At 50.5% G+C, this 23,171-nt stretch carries 16 protein-coding genes, 3 tRNA genes and 1 riboswitch; of the genes, 7 read left to right on the top strand and 12 right to left on the bottom strand.

Annotated elements, in window-relative coordinates; genetic code table 11:
* Together QMG16_RS10060 and QMG16_RS10055 are read right to left on the bottom strand one after the other, a co-directional pair.
* Positions 1 to 411 carry a thioesterase family protein gene (locus QMG16_RS10060; protein ID WP_281793948.1) on the bottom strand — a complete coding sequence of 137 codons (411 nt, stop codon included), beginning with the start codon at positions 409 to 411 and terminating at the stop codon, positions 1 to 3.
* Positions 412 to 430: 19 nt separating this feature from the next.
* Positions 431 to 1,519, bottom strand: a complete 1,089-nt coding sequence (locus QMG16_RS10055) for a cation diffusion facilitator family transporter (protein ID WP_281793946.1) — start codon at positions 1,517 to 1,519, stop codon at positions 431 to 433.
* 296 nt (positions 1,520 to 1,815) lie between these two features.
* Between QMG16_RS10055 and glgX the strand changes: the two genes are divergently transcribed.
* Positions 1,816 to 4,053, top strand: a complete 2,238-nt coding sequence (gene glgX / locus QMG16_RS10050) for a glycogen debranching protein GlgX (protein ID WP_281793944.1) — start codon at positions 1,816 to 1,818, stop codon at positions 4,051 to 4,053.
* A gap of 184 nt (positions 4,054 to 4,237) precedes the next feature.
* Here glgX and QMG16_RS10045 read toward each other — a convergent pair whose 3' ends face one another.
* The 10 genes from QMG16_RS10045 to mnmL all read right to left on the bottom strand — a co-directional run bounded on the left by QMG16_RS10045 (position 4,238) and on the right by mnmL (position 15,539).
* A complete protein-coding gene (locus tag QMG16_RS10045; RefSeq protein ID WP_281793942.1) occupies positions 4,238 to 6,391 on the bottom strand; it encodes an Ig-like domain-containing protein in 2,154 nt (717 codons plus the stop codon).
* A gap of 65 nt (positions 6,392 to 6,456) precedes the next feature.
* Positions 6,457 to 6,552: riboswitch (cyclic di-GMP riboswitch) on the bottom strand.
* A gap of 513 nt (positions 6,553 to 7,065) precedes the next feature.
* A tRNA-Asp gene (locus QMG16_RS10040) sits at positions 7,066 to 7,142 on the bottom strand.
* A gap of 21 nt (positions 7,143 to 7,163) precedes the next feature.
* Positions 7,164 to 7,239: transfer RNA gene (locus QMG16_RS10035), tRNA-Val, on the bottom strand.
* Between the two features lie 99 nt (positions 7,240 to 7,338).
* Positions 7,339 to 9,786: an endopeptidase La gene (gene lon / locus QMG16_RS10030; RefSeq protein WP_281793940.1), complete on the bottom strand. Its 2,448-nt coding sequence runs from the start codon at positions 9,784 to 9,786 to the stop codon at positions 7,339 to 7,341.
* Positions 9,787 to 10,020: 234 nt separating this feature from the next.
* Positions 10,021 to 11,274: an ATP-dependent Clp protease ATP-binding subunit ClpX gene (clpX, locus tag QMG16_RS10025; protein WP_281793938.1), complete on the bottom strand. Its 1,254-nt coding sequence runs from the start codon at positions 11,272 to 11,274 to the stop codon at positions 10,021 to 10,023.
* A 569-nt stretch (positions 11,275 to 11,843) separates the two neighbouring features.
* Positions 11,844 to 12,455, bottom strand: a complete 612-nt coding sequence (gene clpP, locus QMG16_RS10020; protein ID WP_281793937.1) for an ATP-dependent Clp endopeptidase proteolytic subunit ClpP — start codon at positions 12,453 to 12,455, stop codon at positions 11,844 to 11,846.
* A gap of 10 nt (positions 12,456 to 12,465) precedes the next feature.
* Positions 12,466 to 13,776 (bottom strand): trigger factor, encoded by a 1,311-nt coding sequence (gene tig, locus QMG16_RS10015; RefSeq protein WP_281793935.1) that lies wholly within the window; start codon positions 13,774 to 13,776, stop codon positions 12,466 to 12,468.
* 62 nt (positions 13,777 to 13,838) lie between these two features.
* Positions 13,839 to 13,925: transfer RNA gene (locus QMG16_RS10010), tRNA-Leu, on the bottom strand.
* 109 nt (positions 13,926 to 14,034) lie between these two features.
* Entirely contained in the window at positions 14,035 to 14,487 is a 453-nt protein-coding gene (gene gspG, locus QMG16_RS10005) for a type II secretion system major pseudopilin GspG (RefSeq protein WP_281793934.1), read from the bottom strand.
* 134 nt (positions 14,488 to 14,621) lie between these two features.
* A complete protein-coding gene (mnmL, locus tag QMG16_RS10000) occupies positions 14,622 to 15,539 on the bottom strand; it encodes a tRNA modification radical SAM protein MnmL/YtqA (protein ID WP_281793932.1) in 918 nt (305 codons plus the stop codon).
* A gap of 149 nt (positions 15,540 to 15,688) precedes the next feature.
* On the opposite strand from mnmL, the gene mnmG reads away from it, so the two are divergent.
* The 6 genes from mnmG (at position 15,689) to QMG16_RS09970 (ending at position 23,059) form a co-directional block, all read left to right on the top strand.
* On the top strand, positions 15,689 to 17,581 hold the full coding sequence (gene mnmG, locus QMG16_RS09995) for a tRNA uridine-5-carboxymethylaminomethyl(34) synthesis enzyme MnmG (protein WP_281793930.1): 1,893 nt from the start codon (positions 15,689 to 15,691) through the stop codon (positions 17,579 to 17,581).
* Positions 17,582 to 17,738: 157 nt separating this feature from the next.
* Positions 17,739 to 18,158 carry a Fur family transcriptional regulator gene (locus tag QMG16_RS09990; RefSeq protein WP_281793928.1) on the top strand — a complete coding sequence of 140 codons (420 nt, stop codon included), beginning with the start codon at positions 17,739 to 17,741 and terminating at the stop codon, positions 18,156 to 18,158.
* Between the two features lie 380 nt (positions 18,159 to 18,538).
* Positions 18,539 to 19,336: an electron transfer flavoprotein subunit beta/FixA family protein gene (locus QMG16_RS09985; RefSeq protein ID WP_281793926.1), complete on the top strand. Its 798-nt coding sequence runs from the start codon at positions 18,539 to 18,541 to the stop codon at positions 19,334 to 19,336.
* A 12-nt stretch (positions 19,337 to 19,348) separates the two neighbouring features.
* Positions 19,349 to 20,338: an electron transfer flavoprotein subunit alpha/FixB family protein gene (locus QMG16_RS09980; RefSeq protein WP_281793925.1), complete on the top strand. Its 990-nt coding sequence runs from the start codon at positions 19,349 to 19,351 to the stop codon at positions 20,336 to 20,338.
* 238 nt (positions 20,339 to 20,576) lie between these two features.
* Complete coding sequence (locus QMG16_RS09975; protein ID WP_281793924.1) at positions 20,577 to 22,262, top strand: long-chain-fatty-acid--CoA ligase; 1,686 nt, start codon at positions 20,577 to 20,579, stop codon at positions 22,260 to 22,262.
* A 95-nt stretch (positions 22,263 to 22,357) separates the two neighbouring features.
* Positions 22,358 to 23,059, top strand: a complete 702-nt coding sequence (locus tag QMG16_RS09970) for a DUF434 domain-containing protein (protein ID WP_281793922.1) — start codon at positions 22,358 to 22,360, stop codon at positions 23,057 to 23,059.
* The last annotated feature ends 112 nt before the right edge of the window (positions 23,060 to 23,171 follow it).

The following is a 23,171-nucleotide window of genomic DNA, read 5'->3' as shown; positions in this document are numbered from 1 at the left end:
CTATTTGGAGGTTTCTTTTTTCCCGAGGACCCTGGAGAAAAAACGGTCTTTCTGGACAATGAACCTCTCATGCTCTCCTTCGCCGATTTTTTCTACTTCATCATAAGCGGTCACTCGGAAAAACAATCGACGTCCGTCTATTTTTTCCAGTGAGGCTTCCGCCCGCACCTGCATTCCCACAGGAGTGGCGGCAATATGAGACAGTTCCATTCGAACCCCCACCGAAGTCTCTCCAGCGGCCAGACGGCCCTTGAGGCATTGTACGGCGGCCGCCTCCATGAGAGCTACAACGGCCGGAGTCGCGAAAACCTCTACCTCTCCGCTCCCCATGGCAATGGCTGTATTGTGTGCATCCACCATTCCTGATGACGTTCCCTTCATCCCCGGCTCCAGATTTGCCTGGCTAGTCATACGCGTCTCCTTTTAAAGGTCAAGAATTCTCTGCTTCAGTGTCCTCTTTCTTTTCTTGTGAGCTCCCCATCTGAACTCTGCTTGCCACATCGTTAGGGCGCTGTGCGTCTTCAAGGGGAACGGTAACCGCCTCCCTGTTCCACAACGTCTGATGGCTTACCGGGTGTTTTCTTAAATTGCAGGGGTCGTATCCGCAGATGGGGCATTCAAGGGCAATGCAGGGTTCGATATGAATGAGCGCCTCGGCCCTGCCCTTGAAATAGTCCCGTAAAATGGCCTGCAGATCTTCAACCTCATGGTGGGCCCTTTCCAGCGTGAGATCCCGTGGAAGGATCAGGTGGAAATCCATGTAGATCCGGTCTCCTGCCCGCCATGCCCGGAGGTGATGTATGTCGATCCATATGTCTCTCCGGTGTTTTGCAATAAGGTTTGAGATCTCCTCCAGCAATACTGGGTCGGAGGTGTGCATGAGTCCTTTGAAGGATTCATGCATCAGTCTGGTCCCTATGATGAGGATATTGATGGCAACCATACAGGCTATGGCGCCGTCCAGCCAGTACCACCCCGTCTGATGCACCAGCACAAGCCCTACCAGAACCCCTGCCGAAGTGTATACGTCCGTCAAGACATGCTTTCCGTCTGCCTGCAGAGCGAGGGAATGCGTGTGTTTGCCCGTGCGGATCAGGCCAAAGCCCAAGATGAAATTGACTGCACTGGCGACGAGCAGAATCCAGAGCCCATCCTCAAGGTGGGGCAGAGGATGGGGATGCAAAATCTGGGGCCACGCGGCCCGCACAATGCCGAATGCAGCAAAGACAATAAGAGCTCCTTCAAAACCTGCGGAAAAGAACTCTATCTTTCCATGTCCATAGGGGTGGGTTGGATCCGGTGGCCTTGCAGCAAAGAGGATGCTTCCCAACGCGAAAGCGCTTGCCACAACATTGATAATGGATTCCAGCGCGTCCGAAAGAATTGCCGAAGACTGAGTCAGCCAGTAGACATAGAACTTGGCAACCATCAACAATATTCCCACCACAAAGGAAAGGGTGATGGCAATGATCCGTTGTTTCAGGTAAGGGTTTGCAAGGCTATCTCTGGTTTCATTCATTGCGTTATCAGGCCTCGATTCCGGTATGGCAATTCCCTGGGTACTTCTTATCACGATTCGGGTAAAATTCGGGGAGGCTATCGTTGGGGTGACGACCTGTGGCAATAAAAGCTCCCCGTGCAGGCAAGATATCGCGTCTGCCTTTTGGGATCAAATCTTTCTTTGAAGTGTCGCACTCTTTGAAATGTAAGGTTGGTGGCAAAAGGGAACCGTTTCGGGTATTGTGATTCAAAAATACCAACAGGTTGAGAAAAAGGCATTGATTGGAAGTCTGCTTCAAGGAATATGGGGGTGCAATGGGTCCTGGAAAATTTTCCAATGCCAAAAAAGTTTCAAAAGGTAAGAAAGAAGATGGTGGCCCAAGAGGGTTTTCTCATGCCTGCCATGAATATCATAAACTCACCGGTGCAGGGAAAGAATTGCCTGCGGACTTTGCCGTGGGCATTGGCAAACCGCTTCCGTTTGGAGCCTCGGAGGTGGAGGGGGGAATCAACTTCGCCGTTTTCAGCCGTCATGCCCAGAAAGTGTGGCTCGAGCTCTTTGACGCTCCCGAAGATGAAAAAGCGTTTGCTTCTATTGAGCTGGATCCGAAAGGGCATCGGACCGGAGACATCTGGCATGTGTGGATCAGAGGAATCGGCAACGGCCAGATTTACGCTTTCCGTGTCGATGGGCCGTATCAGCCGGAAGAAGGGCATCGCTTCAACCGGCACAAGTTGCTCCTGGACCCCTATGCCCACGCTCTGGTAGGGACACGGAACTGGGATTTCAAGCTTGCCATAGGGGCTCAACTCTATGCGGCTGAGCTGGATATCTTTTGTTCGACGGAAAACAATGCCAGGCATATGGCCAAGTGTCTTTTGGCGGACACCCGTTTTGACTGGCAGGGAGATCGTCCCCTGAAGCATTCCTGGTCCGATACTATCCTTTACGAAACCCATGTTCGAGGCCTTACCATACATCCCTCTTCGGCCGCCAAGAATCCCGGCACTTTCCTCGGCATAGTCGAAAAGATTCCCTATTTCAAGAAACTGGGCATTACCGCCATCGAACTGATGCCGGTTCAAGAATTCAACGAGAATGAACTGGATCGGCTGAACCCCATTACGGGAGAGCGGTTGCGCAATTTTTGGGGTTACAATACGGTCTCCTTTTTTGCTCCCAAGGAAAGTTATTCCAGCGGCAGAGAACTGGGATGCCAGGTCACGGAATTCAAGACGATGGTGAGGGAATTGCACCGGGCCGGCATAGAAGTCATTTTGGACATTGTGCTGAACCACACGGCAGAGGGGGATGAAAGGGGGCCCACTCTGAACTTTCGGGGAATGGAAAACAGCATCTACTACATGTTGAGAAGTAACCGTCGGCTCTACAGGAATTATTCAGGCTGTGGAAATTCTCTCAACTGTAACCATCCGGTTGTGAGAGGCTATATTTTGGATTGCCTGCGGCATTGGGTCATAGAGATGCATGTGGATGGCTTCCGCTTCGACCTGGCCACGGTACTGGGCCGGGACCTCAATGGGGACATATTGCCCAACCCGCCGATTCTCGAGAGGATCGCCGAAGATCCTCTTCTTCGGGATGTGAAGCTCATTGCCGAAGCATGGGATGCCGGAGGGGCTTATCAGGTAGGCTCTTTCCCCGGGCAGCGTTGGTCTGAATGGAACGGACATTATCGGGACGATGTGCGCAGGTTCTGGCGAGGTGATCCCGGAATGATCGGCGCACTGGCTAGTCGCATATGCGGCAGTGCCGATTTGTATCAGCGTACCGGAAAGCATCCCTTGAACAGCATCAATTTTATCACCTGCCACGACGGGTTTACTCTGAACGATTTGGTGAGTTACAAGCTGAAGCACAACGAGGCAAATGGTGAAGAGAACCTGGATGGGGAGGACGAGAATTTCAGTGACAATTACGGCGTCGAAGGCGAAACGACCGATCCTGCCATTGAAAGTCTTCGCATCCGCCAGATCAAGAATATGCTGGCAACGCTTTTCATTTCCCGCGGAGTCCCCATGATTTTGGGAGGAGACGAATTTCGAAGGACTCAGAAAGGAAACAACAATGCTTATTGCCAGGACAACGAGGTCTCCTGGTTTGACTGGACTCTGTTGTCGCGAAATCGTCAAATTTTCAGGTTTACACGGGAGATGATTCATTTTCGTAAAAGGCACAAGGTGCTGGCCGCAGAAAAATTTTACACGGCTGACGATATCGTTTGGTTTGGTCCGGATGGAAAAGTGCCCGAGTGGGAAGGCGATGGGCGTACTTTAGGGTGTATGGTCAACCCCATGAAAGGTGAAGCGGACGAATCGAAGCAGGCCTTGTGTATCCTCTTCAACGCTGAAGAAACGGCGAAAGTTTTCACGTTGCCGTCTCCGCCTCCCGGCCGTTTTTGGCATCGCTTTGTCGACACCTCCAAATCCTATCCCCACGACATACGAACAGTGGGAAAGGAAAAAATAATGAAAGAGCAGGGTATCTATCCTTTGCAGGCCCGGTCGATGGTCATTTTGATCGCAGAATGATTTGATACTCATCAAAAGGACGTTTGCCGGCTGCATCAACTGTTTGGTTCAGAGGAAATCCAGAAGAGCCATCGCGCAAAACGACCGCCCCCGAGGAAATGAAGGTTCCTCGGGGGCAGAAATTTTTTATCCAGTGAACGGTTGAAAACTTTACCAACCATTGCGAGCATATTTTGTATGATGCCTAATTTGTCTGAACAAGAATTGCACTGATTTTTGCGTTGTCCTTATCGGTTCTGAAACGGATATCAAGAGTCCCGTCTCGAACGCTTACGGGGAAGACCATATCGTAGGGTGTGAATTTCCCCACTTTAGAGAACAAATCGAGGTTTGTAACGGCTTCGGCGCCCTCGATTTGGACATCGAAACTGCGTTGGTCGGCAGTATCCCAATAGATTTCTGCAAACTTGAGCGTTATGAGATAATTTCCATTGGTAACCGGGATTGCGTAAGCGAAATCGCCGTAGCGCTCGCTTTGGTAGAGGGGATCATCGGGGGTTCCTCCTATGGATGCGGTGGAAACGTATGTTCCTCCATTGGAGAAAAGCCTGTCGGCTTGGTAGGTGATACCTGTTGCATCTACATACTCTGAGCCCCCGGAATTAACGGCGAAGACAACCTCTCTTTGCTTGGATGGGTTTTCCTCGAAAGCCATAATGCCCACTGTTTCCGTGGTATGCCAGGTTTCTGAGTCTTTGGACTGCTCTTCTTCGACTTTGAGTTCCGACTGTATGCAATTTTTGGATGAGTAACGCAATCCAGCCGTGTCGCCGCCGTTTGTGGTCTGCATGTCCGCCAGCAGAGCGGGTGGTCCCTCAAAGCTTTGTCCATAGACCACAGAGTTCCAATCGGAATTCATAACTTTATCGGTGCGGCTTACAGCAAAATGCAGAGCGCCCAGAGACCCGGCCGAAGGTTCCCAGGCTATATAGGAAACAGTCTCGAGAGCATGGGATTTGGTGTTCGATTCCTGCTCCTGCAGTTTGAAGCCAAAGCCTGTCGTTTTTATACTTTGCATTCTCCCCGTTACGGTGTTTTTTCCATTTTCGGTCGTAATCGAAGTGATGATTACCGGCTCCATCTGGAATGTTTGACGAAAACCAAACCTTCCAAATGAAGTGGTATTGCCTGTATTAAACCTTCCAGCTTCACAAAGTGTACCATCGGGAAGAACGTAGCTGCCCTTTTCCATTGCCAGATAACTCACCGTTTCCTTTGCATGCGACCCGTCCTGATAATCCCATTCCGCGATTCGGATTTCAAAACCGGATGGCCCCACATTTCGGATTCTCTCTACGCATGGATCTGTGTCGTTGTAGCCAGCGGGTTTTGCGACAACCACCGGATCAGAGAAGACTTTCCTGAAGGATACGTACGTCCAGTTGTTGTCAATACTTACGTCTCCTGTCTCTATTGTTATTTTACCAGAAGATGCCGTGATGGAAATGGTCGCCTTCGCTTCGTTGGAATCCAGGCTTCCATCATTTGCTTTGAAGGTAAACTGGTCCATACCCGTAGCGCCTTCAAAGGGGCTGTAGGTAAAGGTTCCCGTTTGAGCGTTGGTCAAGGTCACAGTTCCCTTGGAGCCTCCGGTCACAATTTTGTAAGTCAGAGCATCTCCGTCGGGATCACTTGCGCTCAGTGTGCCGCTGAAAGGTTTATCCTGATCTGTATTGAAATTCTTATCAATCGCCGTGGGAGGTTGATTCACGGCAACTACATTGATGCTTACGGAACCAGTCGCTGTAGCTTCATGTGTATCCATGACGATATAGGTGAAAGAATCAGTGCCGGAGTAGTTTGCGGCAGGGGTGTAGATCACGCTATTGCCACTGATTTTGGTGGTTCCGTGGGAAGCTACACTGACCGATTTTATGCTCAAAGCATCTCCGTCGGCATCTCTATCGTTTGAAAGCACATCGATGGTAACCGGTGCATCTGAGGTCGTGGTCACAGTATCGATTGATGCGGTGGGCGGGGTGTTGGAAAAAACAGAGACGGGAACCGTGTAAACGAGTTCCTCCGAGTAAGCACTTTCATTGCCCAAAGTATCATATGCCGTTGCCGCAAAATAGTAAGTTTGACCTTCTGTCAGGTTCTCGATGGTACAGGTTGTTTGATTTATGACGCATATCGGATCGCCATAGCTCCTGCTGGAAGTGCCGTAGTAGATTTTGTAGCCGGCCAGGTTGCTTTCAGTGTTTGGATCCCATGCCAGACTCACTTGAGCGGCATGCGCCGAGTTGTTGAAGAAGCAAAGAAAGGAAAGGAATGCCAATGGCAAAATCAATATCTTATCAATATAGCAGAAAAAACGTGAAATTTTGGAATGAAACACTCGAGTACCTCCATTTTAGGTCAACATGCGATGCGGCATTCAGCACCGGGGGAGGTACTGGTCCGCCTGGAAACCCCGCTACCTGGCAACCTCTAATAATAAAAGGTCATAGGCCGGTGGTTTTGCGTCCCACCCTTTCGAGTGGTTTGCCTTTGTCAGGCTTCTAAGTATTTAATACAATTACATTCGAAACCGCTCTTGAATTTACACAATTCATGCCATTGCATTGGCCAAAAATGCGAACAAAGAGAATAAATCATTTAATGTCAGTGAGTTGAATTATTGTTGACCCGAACTTTGCTGAGGTGGAATCGCTCTGAAAAACAGGGGGATTTTTATTAAATGTAGTTTATGTCCTACATATAGTGAAGGCCTTTGACTACATCTTTATTCGGATTGTCGATCGATGTTCTTTTATGCATGAAAAATTAAGACATTTGATCATCATGTCGGAGCGGGATCTCGCCGTGATCGAAAAATGGTTACGGCGAGGGACGTCACGCTACTCCGACAAAGATGCAATGCTCAACCATTGCAGGCATATCTTTGCAGAATTTAAGGAGAGAGGAATTCTATTTGGAGGGTTCAAAAAATGCGGAAATCGGGGTAAAGGGAAAACGTGTGTACAACATAAAAAAAGGAGCCAATAGGATCTGTTGGCTCCTTGAATTTTCTGGCGGGGTCGAAGGGACTTGAACCCTCGGCCTCCGGCGTGACAGGCCGGCGTTATAACCATCTTAACTACGACCCCGCATATGGTGGAACACTTTCTTGGTGGGCGAAACAGGGCTCGAACCTGTGACCCTCGGCTTGTAAGGCCGATGCTCTCCCAGCTGAGCTATTCGCCCCCAAAAAACGCCCGGGCGAACAACTTGTTTCCCCCCCGAACGAGTTTGAATATTTACCGGAACAGCCCTTGAAAGTCAAGCGTTTTTTAAAGACTATTTTCAGTGTGCCCGAATTTCGTCTGATGCCGTTTTCTTGGCATCGAAAATAACGGGACCCTGTCCTGATTCCTGTTCATGAAAAAGTTCTTCACCCTCTTTCAATGCCAGGGCCTTATGCAAGACGTCGTCTGTGTGTTCCACGAGTTCGACATGAATTTCCTCGAGAATCCTGGCGGGAATCTCTTTGAGGTCCTTTGCATTTTCTTTGGGAACGAGGACCGTCTTCAAAAGAGCTCGATGTGCAGCCAGAATCTTCTCCTTAAGGCCTCCAATGGGGAGGACTCTCCCCCTGAGAGTGATTTCCCCGGTCATGGCCAAATCACTTCTTACCGGGATGCGGGTCAAGGCCGATACGATGGACGTTGCCATTGTGATGCCTGCCGATGGACCGTCCTTGGGAATTGCTCCTTCGGGAACATGCACATGGATGTCCAGATTCTGGTAAAAGTCCGGCGCAATTCCCAGGCGCGTGGCGCGGGAGCGCACGTAGCTGAGCGCCGCCTGCGCGGACTCCTGCATGACCTCACCGAGTTTACCCGTAATGGTGATTTTGCCCTTACCCGGCACGGCAATGGTTTCAATTCCCAAAATATCGCCGCCAAATTCCGTCCAGGCCAATCCCATAGCCAGACCGATCTCGTCTTTTTCTTCCGCACGCCCGTAGCGGAATTTCGGCACCCCAAGGTATTCCTGAACGATTTCTTCCGTCAATTCCACTCGAGTCGCTTTTCCGCTGCGAACGACTTCCTTGGCTACCTTACGGCATACGGAGGCAATCTCCCGTTCCAGATTTCGCACCCCCGATTCCTTTGTATAGTGGCGGATGATGTAGAGCAGAATCTCATCGGGAAATTCCACGTTTTCCGGATTTAGACCATTGGCTTTACATTGCTTCTGAACCAGAAACTGCTTTGCAATATTCATTTTGTCCAGTTCGGTGTAGCCTTCGATCTGTATGATTTCCATGCGATCCCTGAGAGGGGCGGGGATGGAATGCAATGTGTTGGCCGTGGTAATGAAGAAAATTTCCGACAGATCGTAGTCCAGGTCCAGATAATGATCATTGAAAGAAAAATTCTGCTCGGGATCCAACACTTCCAGGAGTGCGGCTGAAGGGTCTCCTCGAAAGTCTGCACTCATCTTATCGATTTCATCAAGACAAAATACCGGATTGTTGCTTTTTACCTTTTTGAGGCTTTGAATGATCTTTCCAGGCATCGCACCGATGTAGGTTCTTCGGTGACCTCGAATTTCCGCCTCATCCCGCACTCCGCCCAGGGAAAGCCGAATGAAGTTTCGGTTCATGGACCGGGCGATGGAGCGGGCGAGGGATGTCTTTCCGACTCCGGGAGGGCCTACGAAACAGAGAATGGGGCCCTTGATTTTTTTTACAAGCGCCTGGACTGCCAGGTACTCTAAAATCCGTTCTTTCGGTTTTTCAAGAGCGTAATGATCCTCATTGAGGATTCGTGCCGCTTCATCGATGTCGATCTTGTCCCTGGTCTTCTCAAACCAGGGAAGAGAAAGGATCCAATCGATGTAATTTCTCACCACGGTTGCTTCGGCGCTCATGGGAGACATGAGCTTGAGTTTCTTGAACTCCGCCCGTACCTTTGTTCCCGCCTCCTTGGTGAGTTTTTTCCGTTTGATGCGTTTTTCAAGATCTTCCAACTCGGACTTGAAGTCATCCTTCTCGCCCATTTCTTTCTGAATGGCGCGCATCTGCTCATTGAGATAATATTCGCGCTGGGTCTTTTCCATTTGCTTTTTGACCCGGCCCTTGATGCGTTCTTCCGTCTGGATGATTTCGATTTCGGCCCGAATGTGTCCGAACAATCTTTCCATTCTCAAAGAAACATCCAGGGTTTCCAAAAGGGCCTGCTTGACTTCCAGCTTCAAAGGCATGTAGGCTGCGATGGTATCGACCAGGCGAGAAGGTTCGTCGACTGCGGCTACGGCATCCAACACTTCTTGAGTGATTTTCTTATTGTGCTTACTATAGCTTTCAAAAGCTGAACGCAGGTTGCGCCGTAAGGCCTCCACTTCCAATGGATTCTGCGGGGGCTCTTCAAGCTCCTCCAGGTGAACGTGAAAGTATTCGTTGTTGGGAAGAAAATTGATGATTTTCGAACGAAACTCGCCTTCCACCAGAACCTTGACCGTTCCATCCGGAAGTCGCAAAATTTGCAGGATGTTGGCAACCGTGCCCACCCGGTGAATGTCCGATTCCTGGGGATCATCCATTTTTGCTTTTGTTTGAGCGGACAGGAAGATCTTCTTGTCCATACTCATCGCTTTTTCTAAAGCATTTACCGATTTGTCACGTCCCACAAACAAAGGAACCACCATGGCTGGAAAAACCACGATGTCTCTCAAAGGCAATAGTGGGAGAGCAAAGGTGTGGGCATTATTTTGTTGGTCGTCCTTATTTCTGGTTAGCTTAAACATGATTCGGTAATCTCTCCCGTTGAAAACATATGCCGGTTCTACCCAGTGCGTCCCTCAATTCAAAATAATCCAACACTTCCATAAAATATTCAGCGGTTGTACCTTATAAAAAGCCGATGTGGATACATCGGCTTTTTATAGGATATCTTTTTGCAGGATATTAGCTATCTGAAAAATTCATCTGCTTGAGAGTCGAGCATCCTTCGGCTCTTCCCCTCAAAAGAGGAGCAGGCTCTAAGCAGATTCTTGACTCTGCCCCCGGTACATGAGCAAGGGTTCGGCTTGTTTGAGGAGGACATCTTCATTGATGATGCACTCCTGAATTTCTGGTTGTGAAGGCAGGTCATACATAATATCCAACATGATATTCTCCATGATGGATCGAAGCCCTCTTGCTCCGGATTTTCTATTGATGGCCTCCTTGGCAATGGCCTTGAGGACACCATCCGTAAAGCGAAGACGTACATCCTCGAGTTCGAAAAGTTTCTTGTACTGCTTGACCAACGCATTCTTGGGTTCGGTCAGAATGCTTACCAGCTCATCTTCTGTGAGTTCCTTGAGCGTCGCGATGACGGGCAACCGCCCAACGAACTCGGGAATCATGCCGAACCTGATGAGATCTTCCGGCTGCACGCGGACAAGCACCTCTCCCAGGCTCTTTTCTTCCTTGCTGCGGATTTCAGCTCCAAAGCCGAGTCCTTTGACCCCCACTCTGGACTGTATGATGTTTTCAAGATGATTGAAAGCCCCCCCCACGATAAAGAGTATATTCGTGGTATCAATCTTTATGAATTCCTGCTGAGGATGCTTTCTTCCACCCTTGGGAGGAACATTGGCGATTGTGCCTTCCAAGATTTTGAGAAGCGCCTGCTGAACACCTTCTCCAGAAACATCACGCGTTATCGAAGGGCTGTCCGACTTTTTGGCTATCTTGTCGATCTCATCGATGTAGACGATTCCTCTCGATGCCTTCTCAATATCATAGTCGGCCGCCTGAATGAGGCTGACCAAAATGTTTTCAACATCTTCCCCCACATAACCCGCTTCCGTAAGCGTCGTTGCATCCGCTATCGTAAAGGGTACATTGAGAATGCGGGCAAGGGTCTGAGCGAGGAGGGTTTTCCCTGAACCGGTGGGACCGATCATGAGAATATTGCTCTTCTGCAGCTCCACATCATTTTTATCGAGCTTCAGTTCGATGCGTTTGTAATGGTTGTGGACGGCAACAGAGAGAACTTTTTTCGCTCGCTCCTGCCCAATCACGTACTGATCCAGAATGGATTTAATTTCGGCAGGTTTTGGTATCTGAGTGGCGCGGGCCGATTCCTCCCGTTCATATTCCTCGGCAATGATGTCATTGCAAAGTTCGACACATTCATCGCAGATGTACACCGTAGGACCCGCGATCAATTTTTTCACTTCGTCCTGACTCTTGCCACAAAAGGAGCATCTCAACTCCCCACCTCGTTCTTCGCGCTTTCTAGCCATTCAAGTCCTCCTTGGCCATGTTGCATATTTCCATATTATGGATGACACCACAACCATAACGTTGGGGTGCTGCATATCATGCAAGATGTAAGGTCCTTAATTCCTTTTCCCTCGCAATTTAAAAATATTATAACCATGCCGATTTTTTTTAGCCACTTTTAATTCTCTTTTTACATAGCTTTCATAGCCTTACACCCCTACCTTGAGAATAAAGAAAGGTCAATATCTTTCGTCTGTAAAGAGCACACACGCCGGAACAAAAAATAAGCATGAGTACCCGTATTTACAAAAGAAAGGTTGTTCGGCGATGCAGGGAATCCCAAAATTCGTGCAGAGGATTTTGGTGAAGACACGGGAAGGGGAATATCCAAGTTCGTGGGGAAAGAGTGACAGTTCGAGCGGGTTTCCAGCTACCAAAGCCTCAATGGGTCTCCTGATGAGAGGAAAAAACGAGGAGAAAGTGAAGGGGGAATTCCGAGGGCTCCGGAAGCAGGTTTTGGATAGTCTGAAGTAATCTGGTCCAACCCCTCATGAGAGGGGTTGGACCCTCATACCTTCAAAAGATTCCGTCATGCGCCCCGGGTTGCGGTTTCACCGACTCCTCTCGACGTGATGACTTCGTCCACCATGCCGTATTCTTTGGCCTGTAAACCGGACATGAAAAAGTCTCTTTCGGTGTCTCGCTGGATCTGTTCCAGTTCCTTGCCGGTGTGCCGAACCAGGATCTGGTTCAGCTCTTCCCGCAGGCGCAGGATTTCTTTCGCCTGAATGTCCACGTCGGTTGCCTGGCCCTGGAATCCGCCCATGGGCTGATGCAACATGATGCGCACATGGGGAAGGGCGTATCGCTTGCCTTTCATTCCTGCAGCCATCAAAACAGCTGCCATGCTGGCGGCTTGCCCCATGCAAAGGGTGGAAACATTGGGCTTGATGTACTGCATCGTGTCGTAGATAGCGAGCCCTGCCGTGACCAATCCTCCCGGAGAATTGATATAGAAGTGGATATCCTTGTCGGGATCCTCCGATTCAAGGAAAAGCATCTGAGCGATGATCACATTGGCGACTTCATCCGTAATGGCGGTGCCCAAAAATATGATTCGGTCCCTCAATAAGCGAGAATAAATATCAAAGGCTCGCTCACCTCGACTACTCTGTTCAATGACGACAGGGATAAGGGACATTTGTAACTCCTCAATCTGTGTTTGTATTCACCCCCTCATCGGGGAGTTCCTTGTAAACCGCTGTTTCTTCTAAAAGTTTCAGGACTTTTTCCTGGATCTTGCCCTCTTTTGCCTGTTCCACCAGGGAGCTGTCGGCGTATTCCGCTTTGACCTTTTCAACATCCATTCGGGCATAAAGGGCAATCCCCCGATAGATCTCTTCCAGGTCCTCGTCTGTCAGTTCGATGTTTTCCTGTTTTGCAATTTGCTGGAAAATCAAACGCTGAGAAAGGTTCCTCACTGCCTGCGGACGGTACTCGCCTCTTATTTCAGGCGTATTGAACCTGGAGGTATCTATTTTCAAACCCTGACTCTCGAACTGGTTTTTGAGAAGGTCAATCAACCGGTCCACTTCCCGTTCGATCACCTTGGAAGAGAGATCCAGTTGGACTTTACTCAAAAGTTGATCTGTTATCTGCTGACGAACCTCTACGGAAATTCTCTCTTCTTCCCGCTTTCGCAGCCTTTCGCGAATGGATTCTTTCAGAGCGTCCAACGTGTCGAACTTAACCGTCCGCGCCAGCTCGTCATTGAGTTCGGGGAGCTCCTTCTTCTTGATTTCCTTGATCTGAACATCGAAGTGAACCCTCTTGCCCCGAATTTCCGGTGTGGGGGTATCCTCCGGGTAGTCCAGCTCAAAAGAAACCGACTCCCCTGCATGGTGTCCGATCAGGTGTCCGTCGAATTCCGGGTGAATGGCATGCTTTCCAACTTCGACCATAAAATCTTCGGTCTTTCCCTTCTCGAAAACCTTGCCGTCCAGAGAAGGCACAAAGTCCGTCAGAACGACGTCACCTTCCTGGATCGCCCGGTCTTCCTCGACGAGAAGAAGCTGAGCATTTTGCTCACGGATCCGTTCCAATTCGGCCTGGACCTGATCCTCATCGATTTTTACGGGAGACTTTTGAACTTCCAGCCCTTTATACCCTTCAACTTCGAAGGGGGGGGAGACATCCACGACGGCAACGTAAACAAACGCACCGTTGTCATCGAAACGGGTTTCACTGACATCCGCCTGCACGAGAGGGTGTAAGTCCGCTTCGCGCAACGCCTCGGAAAAGGTATCCTGAATGAACTGTGATGAAACCTCATGTTCAACGGTTTTACCATAATAGGATTTCAGGATGCTGCGGGGTACTTTCCCCGGTCGAAAACCCTTGATTCGGACTTGTTTGCTCAAGTCTCGATATTTCGCTTCGAGCTCCTTCCGAACCTTGTCGGCAGGGATTTCTACATGAAGTTTCTTTTGATTTGCACTAAGGTCGACAACGGAAACGTTCATTTCCACGTTCTTTTGCCTTTCTGTTGGAAAGTCATCGCAATCGGAAAATATCATATCTGACCTGGTGCGAGAGGGGGGAGTTGAACCCCCATCCTGCCAGCAGGGCTGGATCCTAAGTCCAGTGCGTCTACCAGTTCCGCCACTCTCGCACAAGGGAACCAACAAAGCTATCTGCCGCAAAACTCTCCTAAAATCATTTTTCCCCGGTAAAGTCAAGAGAAAGTAGAAAAATAAACCGGTTCAAACCGCAGGATCCGGTTATTCCCAACTCACTATATCAGCATTTTCACCTTCGCCGCCATCCTGACCATCCGCTCCCAGAGAATAAAGATCATAATCGCCGTGTTCGCCTGGGAACCGGTAAACATACGGGTGCCCCCACGGATCCGGAGGGACGTCTTTTGATAAATAAGGCCCGTCCCAGGTATCCCGGTTGGGGTTTTTTCTGAGGGCCTCCATTCCTTCATCGGTTGTGGGGTAGGACCCGACATCCAGCCGGTAAGCATCGAGGGCTGTCGACAACATGGATATTTGTGCTTTTGCCGCCTTCTGTTTGGAACTGCCCACCTTTTGGAACATTTTAGGAGCGACCAGAGCTGCCAGCAACCCGAGGATGATCATTACAATCAGCAATTCGATAAGTGTAAAACCTTTTTCTCGCATGCCGCAGTTTCGTTCTTTATCGAAGTACCTGTCGTAAGACTTTCTCATGAAATTCTCCTTTATATAGATATCGAATATAGGGGACATCGAATTTCGGTGGTGCCTTTGCCCCGAGAAGTATTTAACGGACTGACCCGTTTGTGTCAATGTGAAGAAAAAGGCAAAATCCGAAAGTCTTTGATTCAAGTTCGGTGAGCCTTCCCCTGGTAGAGTCCATGCCGCTCCATATAAGCATGCAGGGCTTGAATGTTTTGACTCTTTTCCAATGCCCAGAGAGGTGCCACCAGCTCCTCCGGGTGAGGGTCGCCGGTGACGCGCTGTATAATGAAACGAGGTGGGAGGAGCGACAGAAATTGACCCGCTACCGCCACATATTCCTCGCGGGAAAGGCACCTGTAATCCCCCTTCACATACCATTCTTCCAGAACTGTTCCGCGCACGACATATAGAAGGTGAATCTTCAGGGCCTGGATATCCTGTCCCGCCAGGAAACGTGCTGTCTCCAGCATCATCTCACGATCTTCTCCCGGAAGGCCCAGTATGACATGCACACATATGGGAATCTTTCGAGCTCGAGTGTGCTGCACGGCATCCACAAAGGCCGCCACGTCATGGCCCCTGTTGATGCGGCGGAGAGTGACGTCGTGGGCCGATTGAAGACCGTATTCGAGCCAGATCAAGTGCTCCCTGGACCGGCCTTCCAGATATTCCAGCACTTCCTCGGATACACAGTCTGGGCGTGTTCCGATGGTCAGGCCAACGACATCAGGATCGGACAATGCCTCCTCATAGAGCGATTTCAGAGTGGAAAGGGGTGCGTAGGTGTTGGTGAAAGACTGAAAATAGCCAAGGAATTTTGTGGCCTTGTACCTTCGTTTCAAGTAGTCTTTTCCCTTTTTGAGTTGTTCCGTTATACTTTGCGATTGCTGAGAAGCTCCGGTGCCCGAGCCTCGTTCGTTACAGTAAATGCATCCGCCGGTGCTCAGAGTGCCGTCCCGGTTGGGGCATGTCAAACCGGCATCCAGAGTGATTTTTTGAACGCGGCAGCCAAAAAGTTCTCTCAGGTATGAATTATAGTCTCTATAAGGTTTTGTGAGCATGATTCTCGATTCTTTGCGGCATAAGGATTGAGAGTTGGATGTTTTTGCCGTACGGTTTGGTCATGACGCCGGTAACGGAGAAAGAATCATCGCATCGGCAAGACGAACAAATCAAAAAAATTATAGCTCAATGCGAAGGATTTTAGAAGATGATCCACGGATATGACGTGATAGTCGTAGGAGCCGGCCATGCTGGATGCGAAGCGGCTCTCGCTGCGGCCCGCATGGGATGTAAGACTCTGATTTTTTCCATTTACCTGGATACGGTCGCGCACATGCCATGCTCGCCGTCTGTGGGAGGAATCGGAAAGGGCCACCTCGTTAAGGAAATCGACGCATTGGGTGGTGAAATGGCAAAGGTGACGGATCGCACGGCCATCCAATTTCGTCTGCTCAATACCAAGAAAGGCCCTGCGGTCCGCGGCACGCGCACCCAAAACGACAAGGTGCTCTACCGCCGCGCCATGAAGCATGCTTTGGAACTCCAGGAAAATCTGGAATTGAAGCAGACCCTGGTGGAATCTTTGGTAGTGGAGGATGGTCGGGTAAGGGGCATCGTCGACCAGATGGGAACCTTTTTCAGCGCCGGAGCTGTCGTTCTGGCCACAGGGACGTTTCTGCACGGTCTGGTCCATATCGGCAGCACCCGGATTCCCTCCGGGCGGGCGGGAGAATTTCCCTCCAATGTGTTGGCGGACCAGTTGGTGAAAATGGGGTTTACTCTGGGACGGATGAAAACGGGGACTCCAGCCCGCATACACAGGGAGAGCATCGATTTCACTCAATTCAGGGAACAGGAAGGGGACCCGAATCCCAGGCCTTTTTCTCTCTCGACGGAACGCATCGACCTGCCCCAGATTTCCTGCTTCATCGGTAGGACCCACGAAAGCACCCACGACCAGGTACGGCGCCACATTCATCTTTCCCCCCTTTACAATGGAACCATCGAAGGGGTTTCAGCCCGCTATTGCCCGTCTCTGGAAGACAAGATCATGCGTTTTCCCCACAAGGAGTTTCACCAGATCATCCTGGAACCGGAAGGCTTGGAGACCGAGGAAATCTATGCCAGTGGAACAGGAAACTCCCTGCCGTACGAAGTGCAGCTGGGGCTTATCCGAACCATTCCCGGCCTGGAAAACGCAGAAGTGATGCGTCCCGCGTATGCCATTGAATATGATTTCGTTCAACCGACACAGCTTCTTCCCACTCTCGAAACCAAAAGAGTCCAGGGGCTCTATCTGGCCGGTCAGATAAACGGCACTTCGGGCTATGAAGAAGCCGCCGCCCAGGGCTTGTGGGCGGGGATCAACGCGGCCCTGAAAGTACAGAAGAGACCCCCCTTTCTTCTGAATCGTTCGGAAGCCTACATGGCTGTTTTGGTGGATGACCTTGTGACTCGCGGGACCAATGAACCCTACCGTATCTTTACTTCCCGCGCTGAATATCGTCTTTTGCTGCGGGAAGACAATGCGGACATGAGGCTTTTGGAAAAAGGCTGCGAGTTGGGACTGCGCCCCCATTCCGCTCTCCGGGAGCTTCTCGAAAGGCGCGACGCCGTTCATGCCGAACTGGAACGGCTTCGTCATACGCATCTGCGTCCGTCAGCCGCCATCAATTCAGCGCTATTGGAAAAGGGTTCTCCCCCCTTGGAAGAGCCGGTTTCCCTGGACAGGCTCCTCAAACGGCCGGAACTCACTTACGGCGATATCGAAGCTCTCTCCGCCCCTCCGGAGCCTCTTGCGGAAAGGGTGAAAGAGCAGGTGGAGGTGGAATGCAAATACGAGGGATATCTCAGGCGGCAGGAACAGGAAGTCAGGAAATTCAAATCGCTTGAAAACATCTCGATTCCCGTTGATTTTTCCTATGGGGATATTCCGGGGCTCTCTAATGAAATCAAGCAGAACCTCAGCTCCATTCGCCCCATTTCATTGGGGCAGGCCTCCAGAATTCCGGGCATCACGCCCGCAGCCCTGTCTGTCCTCATGATTTACTTGAAACGATTCCAGGAAAAAGAAAAAGGGAATAGAGAAAGTATGGGCTAAAAAATATGGATTCCTATGAGAAAAAACTTGCGTAGATTCTAAAGATTCCTATAAATTTTCTTTATAAACTTGTCATACGTTTATCGTTGCCTGGTCAGGTTATCCACCGAGTCACTTCTAATGACATCCACAGTGAGGGGGAATCCAAATGGAGGAGATGAACGATAAGGATTTTATCGCAACCTTGAGGAAACATGGTCTACAGGTGACCTACCAGAGGTTGGCCATATATCAAACACTTTATTTTACAAAAGATCATCCCAGCGCCGAATCGATTTATCAACAGGTGAAAAAACGCTTTCCCATGATTTCACTTGGCACGGTTTATAAGACCCTGGAACGTTTTTACGAAGTCGGGTTGATTCAAAAGGTGAGCCCGATGACGGATGTAGCGCGATATGATGCCCTCGTCACCCCTCATCATCATATGGTTTGTCTGAAGTGCCAGGCGATAGAAGACGTCAAGGGTCTTCCCTCCGTCGAAAACATCCCGCTTCCAAAAGAGAACGGATTTCGTGTCTTACGTCAGCAGATCATCTTCCAGGGGTATTGTCCCCACTGTCAGAAAGGCAGTTGAAAGCTCGCGGGCAATTCATTTTTTTTTCTTTTTTCAAAAATATTCTAAAGTTCAGCCCAATCTTCCGGATCTTACATTCATCTTTCCTTGCAAGAAGAGGAGAGATGAATGTAAGATCCGGGCTGAATGATTGGCCATTCATCCGGGCTTCTATTTCCTCCTTGAGAACTCGGGAAGCACCTTGTTCGTATTGTAGGACGCCTGTCTTTTGTTTGTGCGGTCAACTCCATTTCTGCTTGAATCGTTGAAGGAGGATATGCTAAGGGACTCTGTTAGAGGAAAGCATACTCTTTTTGCTTTAATCAAATAGAGTGTTTGATCGTAGAGCAATATTTATCCAATCAAAAAGGATCCAAGGAAGGGAAAAGGGAGGAGAAGCCGTGAACATTGTCGTGGTGTTGAAACAAACTCCTGATACGGAATCGGTAATTCGCATTGCAAGCGATGGCAAGTCAGTGGTCAGCGATGGATTCAAATGGATCATCAATCCGTATGATGAATTTGCCGTGGAAGCCGCACTCCGACTGAAGCAACAGCTTGGTGGAACCGTTACGATTCTGAGCTATGGACCGCAGCGCGTGGTGGAATCCATCCGTACCGCTCTGGCAATGGGCGCGGACAATGCGGTGTTGATTGCTGAAGACGCTCTTGAGAGTTATGGGCGCCTGAAGGTGGCGAAAGCCGTTGCCGCGGCCATCAAAGAATTGAATCCCGACCTCGTTTTCTGCGGTTCGCGCGCTGTGGATTACGACATGGCGCAGCGGGGCCCCATGGTGGCCGAATTTTTGGGCTGGCCGCATCTGGCTCTCGCCGTTTCCATCGAGTGCGATGGCAGTAAGGTCTCCATCCAGCGGCCCATTGAAGGGGGGAAAGTGACCATGGAGTCCACTTTGCCCGCCCTGGTGACATTCGGTGGTTCCCATGCGGTCTGGAATCCCAGATACGCTTCTCTGCCTGGAATCATGAAAGCTAAAAAGAAACCTTTGGCCACGAAAACTCTTGCCGATTTGGGACTCGATGCTTCTGAATTTGTCCCGGAAAAAGCCAAGGTGCGGGTCCTTTCCCTCGAAATGCCGCCCGAACGCGCACCGGGGCGGATCATCAATGGGGGTCTGGATACAGAAGGCAAGGCCAGGGAATTGGTCAGGGTATTGCACGAAGAAGCTAAAGTGATTTAGAGGAGAACGAAGATGTCAAAGTGTGTTTGCGTGCTTGCTGAATTCCGTGCCGAGAATTTTCGCCGTGTTACCTTTGAAGTGGCCAGTGAGGGGAGGCGGATTGCAGACGTACTGGGAGCTGAAGTCTGTGCGATTGTTGTGGGGCATGGCGTTGCCGAGAAGGCCCCCGAACTGGGACGCTACGGAGTGGATAAGGTCTATGTGGCCGATGACCCGGCCCTGGAAAATTATTTGCCTGAGACCCATGTTCCGGTCATCGCCGATATGATCAAAAAGTGCGATCCCGCCCTGGTGCTGCTCTCGGCCTCCGTGGATGGAAAAGACATCGGGGCACGCCTCTCGGCAAGGCTCGAAGAAGGGCTGGTGCAGGATTGTACTGAAATCGTGGTCGAGAACGGAAAGGTTAAAGCTCGAAAGCCGATCTATGCCGGAAAGTGCCTGGCATGGAATGAATGGGCCGACGGCGCCATGCCTCTTATCTCCTGCCGTCCCAATGTCATGAGCTGCCTGCCTCCCAGCGAGGAGAAAAAAGCTGTGGTCGAGAAGGTCGATGTATCCATTCCCATTCCCCGCTCTTCCGTCACTGGCCTTGAACTGGATACTTCCGGGCGTGTTGGACTTTCTGGTGCCGAGATCATTGTCTCGGGCGGCCGAGGAATGAAGGAAGCTCAGAACTTCGCCTTGATCGAAGAACTGGCCAAGCTGCTCGGCGCTGCTGTCGGCGCATCCCGCGCGGCAGTGGATTCGGGATGGCGCCCCCATGCCGACCAGGTGGGGCAGACGGGCAAGGTTGTCAACCCCAATCTCTACATTGCCGTGGGAATATCCGGTGCGATCCAACACCTGGCGGGAATGGGATCCTCCAAATTTATCGTGGCCGTCAACAAGGATGCGGATGCCCCCATTTTCAGCAAGGCGGATTATGGGATAGTGGAAGATCTCTTTAACTTCATCCCTGTTTTTACTGAAGAGGTGCGCAAATTGAAGAGCACCTGTTCTTGATCCTGTAAGGAAGGGGCCGGGAATAAACATGGAGCCCTTATACTCGGAGTATCTGACTTGACATTGTCGGATTTCATCTGAACCACGGAGACACGGAGAACACGGAGATTTCATTTGGAGGTCTTTCTCTGTGCCCTCTGTGTCCCCGTGGTTTTAATGTGACTATGTCGCACCAAAAGGCCAATGATGCGAGGGGCACATGGGAAGTGCTTAAACCAGCCCAACGCAGGGAGGGGGGATGGAGCGGGTCTGGTATAAAAGCTACGATTCTCGGGTTCCTCATTCGGCAGACTACCCTGAGCAATGTCTGCCGCTTTTGTTGGAAGCAACGGCAGCAAAGTTTCCTCAAAATGTTGCCGTTGAATTCTTTGGAACCACTCTGACCTACCGTTCCCTATGGGAACAGATTTTGTGTCTGGCCAATGCATTACACGCCCAGGGTGTAAAACCCGGCACAAAGTTGGCCATCATGCTTCCCAACTGTCCGCAGGCGGTCATCGCCTATTATGCCGCCCTGTGGTTGGGCGCCATAGTGGTGATGACCAATCCCCTGTATGTCGAGCGGGAAGTGGAGCACCAGTGGAAAGATGCCGAAGTGGAATTTTTGGTGGTTTTGGACCATCTTTATCCCAAAGTGGAAAGGGTGCTTCCCAAAACAGCCATCAAAAAGGTTGTTTCCACCAGCATCAAGGACTACTTTCCCTTGATTCTCAGGTGGCTCTACCCCTTGAAGGCCAGGAAGAAAAAACTATTCACATCGGTGCCCTACAGTGAAAACGTCTTCAGATTTCCGGACCTGATTTCCAACACGCCACCCACGCCGCCTCCCTGTACCGTCAATCTGGACGATATAGCCCTTTTGCAATATACCGGAGGATCGACGGGTGTGGCCAAGGGGGTCATACTCTCTCACCGGAATATTCTGGCGAATGTGGTGCAGATCAGTTCCTGGTTTCCCGATTTAAGATGGGGCGGGGAACGCTTCCTGGCTGTTCTGCCCTTTTCGCACGTTTTCGGCATGACGGTCTGCATGAACTTACCACTCTTTACGGGATGCTACTGCAGTATCCTCCCGCGGTTTGAACTGGACGAACTGCTCAAGACTCTCCAAAAGCGCAAGATTTCCCTTTTCCCGGGTGTGCCGACCATTTTTGCGGCCATCATGAATCACCCCAGGATTCAATCCTACGATTTGTCTTCCATCCGCTTTTGCATTACGGGATCGGCTCCCATGCCTCTGGAAGTCCTGCGCAAGTTTGAAAACCTTACGGGCAGCGTCATCATAGAAGGTTATGGCTTGACGGAAGCCAGCCCCGTTACTCATTGCAATCCCATTGAAGGCACCCGCAAACCGGGTTCCATTGGAATCCCCATCCCCGATACGGAGTGCAAGATCATGGATCTCGAATATGGGACAGAGGAAATGCCCGTCCTGAAGGAAGGGGAGTTGATCGTTCGAGGTCCTCAGGTGATGCAGGGATATTGGAAAATGCCGGAAGAAACGAAATATGCTTTGCGGAACGGATGGCTGTATACCGGCGACATCGCCACAATGGACGCAGAGGGATATTTTTTCATTGTGGATCGTAAGAAGGATATGATCATTGCTGGGGGATACAATATTTATCCTCGTGAAATCGACGAGGTCCTGTACGAACATCCCAAAGTATTGGATGCTGTGGCTGTGGGGATTCCGGATCCATATCGGGGGGAAACGGTGAAGGCTTTCATTGTAGCCAAGCCGGGGCAAAATATTACGGAAAAAGAGATCATAGAGTTTTGCAAAACGCGGCTGGCTATCTACAAGGTACCGAAGTCTGTAGAATTTCGTGATTCTTTGCCCAAAACCATAGTGGGTAAGGTTTTGAGGAAAGATCTGCGAGATGAATCCTTGCAAAAATCGGCATCCTCGAAAGATGCATGAAGTGTAACCGGTGTATGATGCAGGTCAACCTGATGGGGTTTAGCGCCCCACAAACAGATTCCACCAAATCAATGCTTTCAAAAGAGCGCAGGTGGTTGATTTCTCAAGCGGGTGCGGATTTTTTTTTCTTTCAAAACCGGCGTTATCCACGCGAGGCCGCTCTGGAATGGGTGGGAAACCGCTACCAGTTGACGCATATGGAGCGCATGCTCCTCCATCGTGGAATTTTCAGTCAGGAGAAAGGATTGCGACGCCGCGCCAAGTGCTGCAAGGGGGCAGGCTGGCAATCCCAATTGCTGGCAGTGGACGGTCACAATGTTCAGATCACCCTGGAGAGCGCCATTTTGGGCCGCCCACTCCTGATGTCCAACGACGGGGCCTTACGGGATCTGGCGGGTCAGTCGGCCCGCTTTCGGTTCAGTGAAGTCAGCGAAATGGCCGTGGATACCCTTTTTCGTTTCTTGGAGGAATTTCGCCCGCATCGAGTCCTCTTCCTTTTTGACGCTCCCATGAGTCACAGCGGGCGTCTTGCGGATATCTACCGCCGGCGTTTAAAATCCCTTCGGATTCCAGGAGAGGCGCGGGCGGTGCCGGTGCCGGAACGGGAATTCCCTTACGAGGGGGCGGTTGTCGCCACCAGCGACAGTGCAGTCATCAATGAGGTGTCCCATTGGCTGGATTTGGCCAGGGGGGCCATAGAATGGTCAGGAATTCTGGAATTGGCCGCTGATTTTTCGTCTCTCATCCTCGCAAATCCCACCGAGCAATATTCCTTAACCGATCAATCCCTCTTTTGATATGAAATGTAGGGGAGTTGGCGGATTCCGATATCCCGTTATTCACCACGGAGACACGGAGGTCACGGAGAACACTTCCGGGAAGTCTCCCCTCCCTGGCGGATGGGTGGCG

This window comes from Desulforhabdus amnigena (assembly GCF_027925305.1).
Taxonomy (GTDB): domain Bacteria; phylum Desulfobacterota; class Syntrophobacteria; order Syntrophobacterales; family Syntrophobacteraceae; genus Desulforhabdus; species Desulforhabdus amnigena.
Note: the sequence above shows the minus strand (reverse complement) of the source record. Positions and strands in the feature narration are given on the sequence as shown.

Bases quoted from the DNA above. Each gene is read 5' to 3' on its own strand.
- QMG16_RS10060 (WP_281793948.1), bottom strand. From the start codon at position 411: ATGACTAGCCAGGCAAATCTGGAGCCGGGGATGAAGGGAACGTCATCA.
- QMG16_RS10055 (WP_281793946.1), bottom strand. From the start codon at position 1,519: ATGAATGAAACCAGAGATAGCCTTGCAAACCCTTACCTGAAACAACGG.
- glgX (WP_281793944.1), top strand. From the start codon at position 1,816: ATGGGTCCTGGAAAATTTTCCAATGCCAAAAAAGTTTCAAAAGGTAAG.
- lon (WP_281793940.1), bottom strand. From the start codon at position 9,786: ATGTTTAAGCTAACCAGAAATAAGGACGACCAACAAAATAATGCCCAC.
- clpX (WP_281793938.1), bottom strand. From the start codon at position 11,274: ATGGCTAGAAAGCGCGAAGAACGAGGTGGGGAGTTGAGATGCTCCTTT.
- clpP (WP_281793937.1), bottom strand. From the start codon at position 12,455: ATGTCCCTTATCCCTGTCGTCATTGAACAGAGTAGTCGAGGTGAGCGA.
- tig (WP_281793935.1), bottom strand. From the start codon at position 13,776: ATGAACGTTTCCGTTGTCGACCTTAGTGCAAATCAAAAGAAACTTCAT.
- gspG (WP_281793934.1), bottom strand. From the start codon at position 14,487: ATGAGAAAGTCTTACGACAGGTACTTCGATAAAGAACGAAACTGCGGC.
- mnmL (WP_281793932.1), bottom strand. From the start codon at position 15,539: ATGCTCACAAAACCTTATAGAGACTATAATTCATACCTGAGAGAACTT.
- mnmG (WP_281793930.1), top strand. From the start codon at position 15,689: ATGATCCACGGATATGACGTGATAGTCGTAGGAGCCGGCCATGCTGGA.
- QMG16_RS09990 (WP_281793928.1), top strand. From the start codon at position 17,739: ATGAACGATAAGGATTTTATCGCAACCTTGAGGAAACATGGTCTACAG.
- QMG16_RS09980 (WP_281793925.1), top strand. From the start codon at position 19,349: ATGTCAAAGTGTGTTTGCGTGCTTGCTGAATTCCGTGCCGAGAATTTT.
- QMG16_RS09975 (WP_281793924.1), top strand. From the start codon at position 20,577: ATGGAGCGGGTCTGGTATAAAAGCTACGATTCTCGGGTTCCTCATTCG.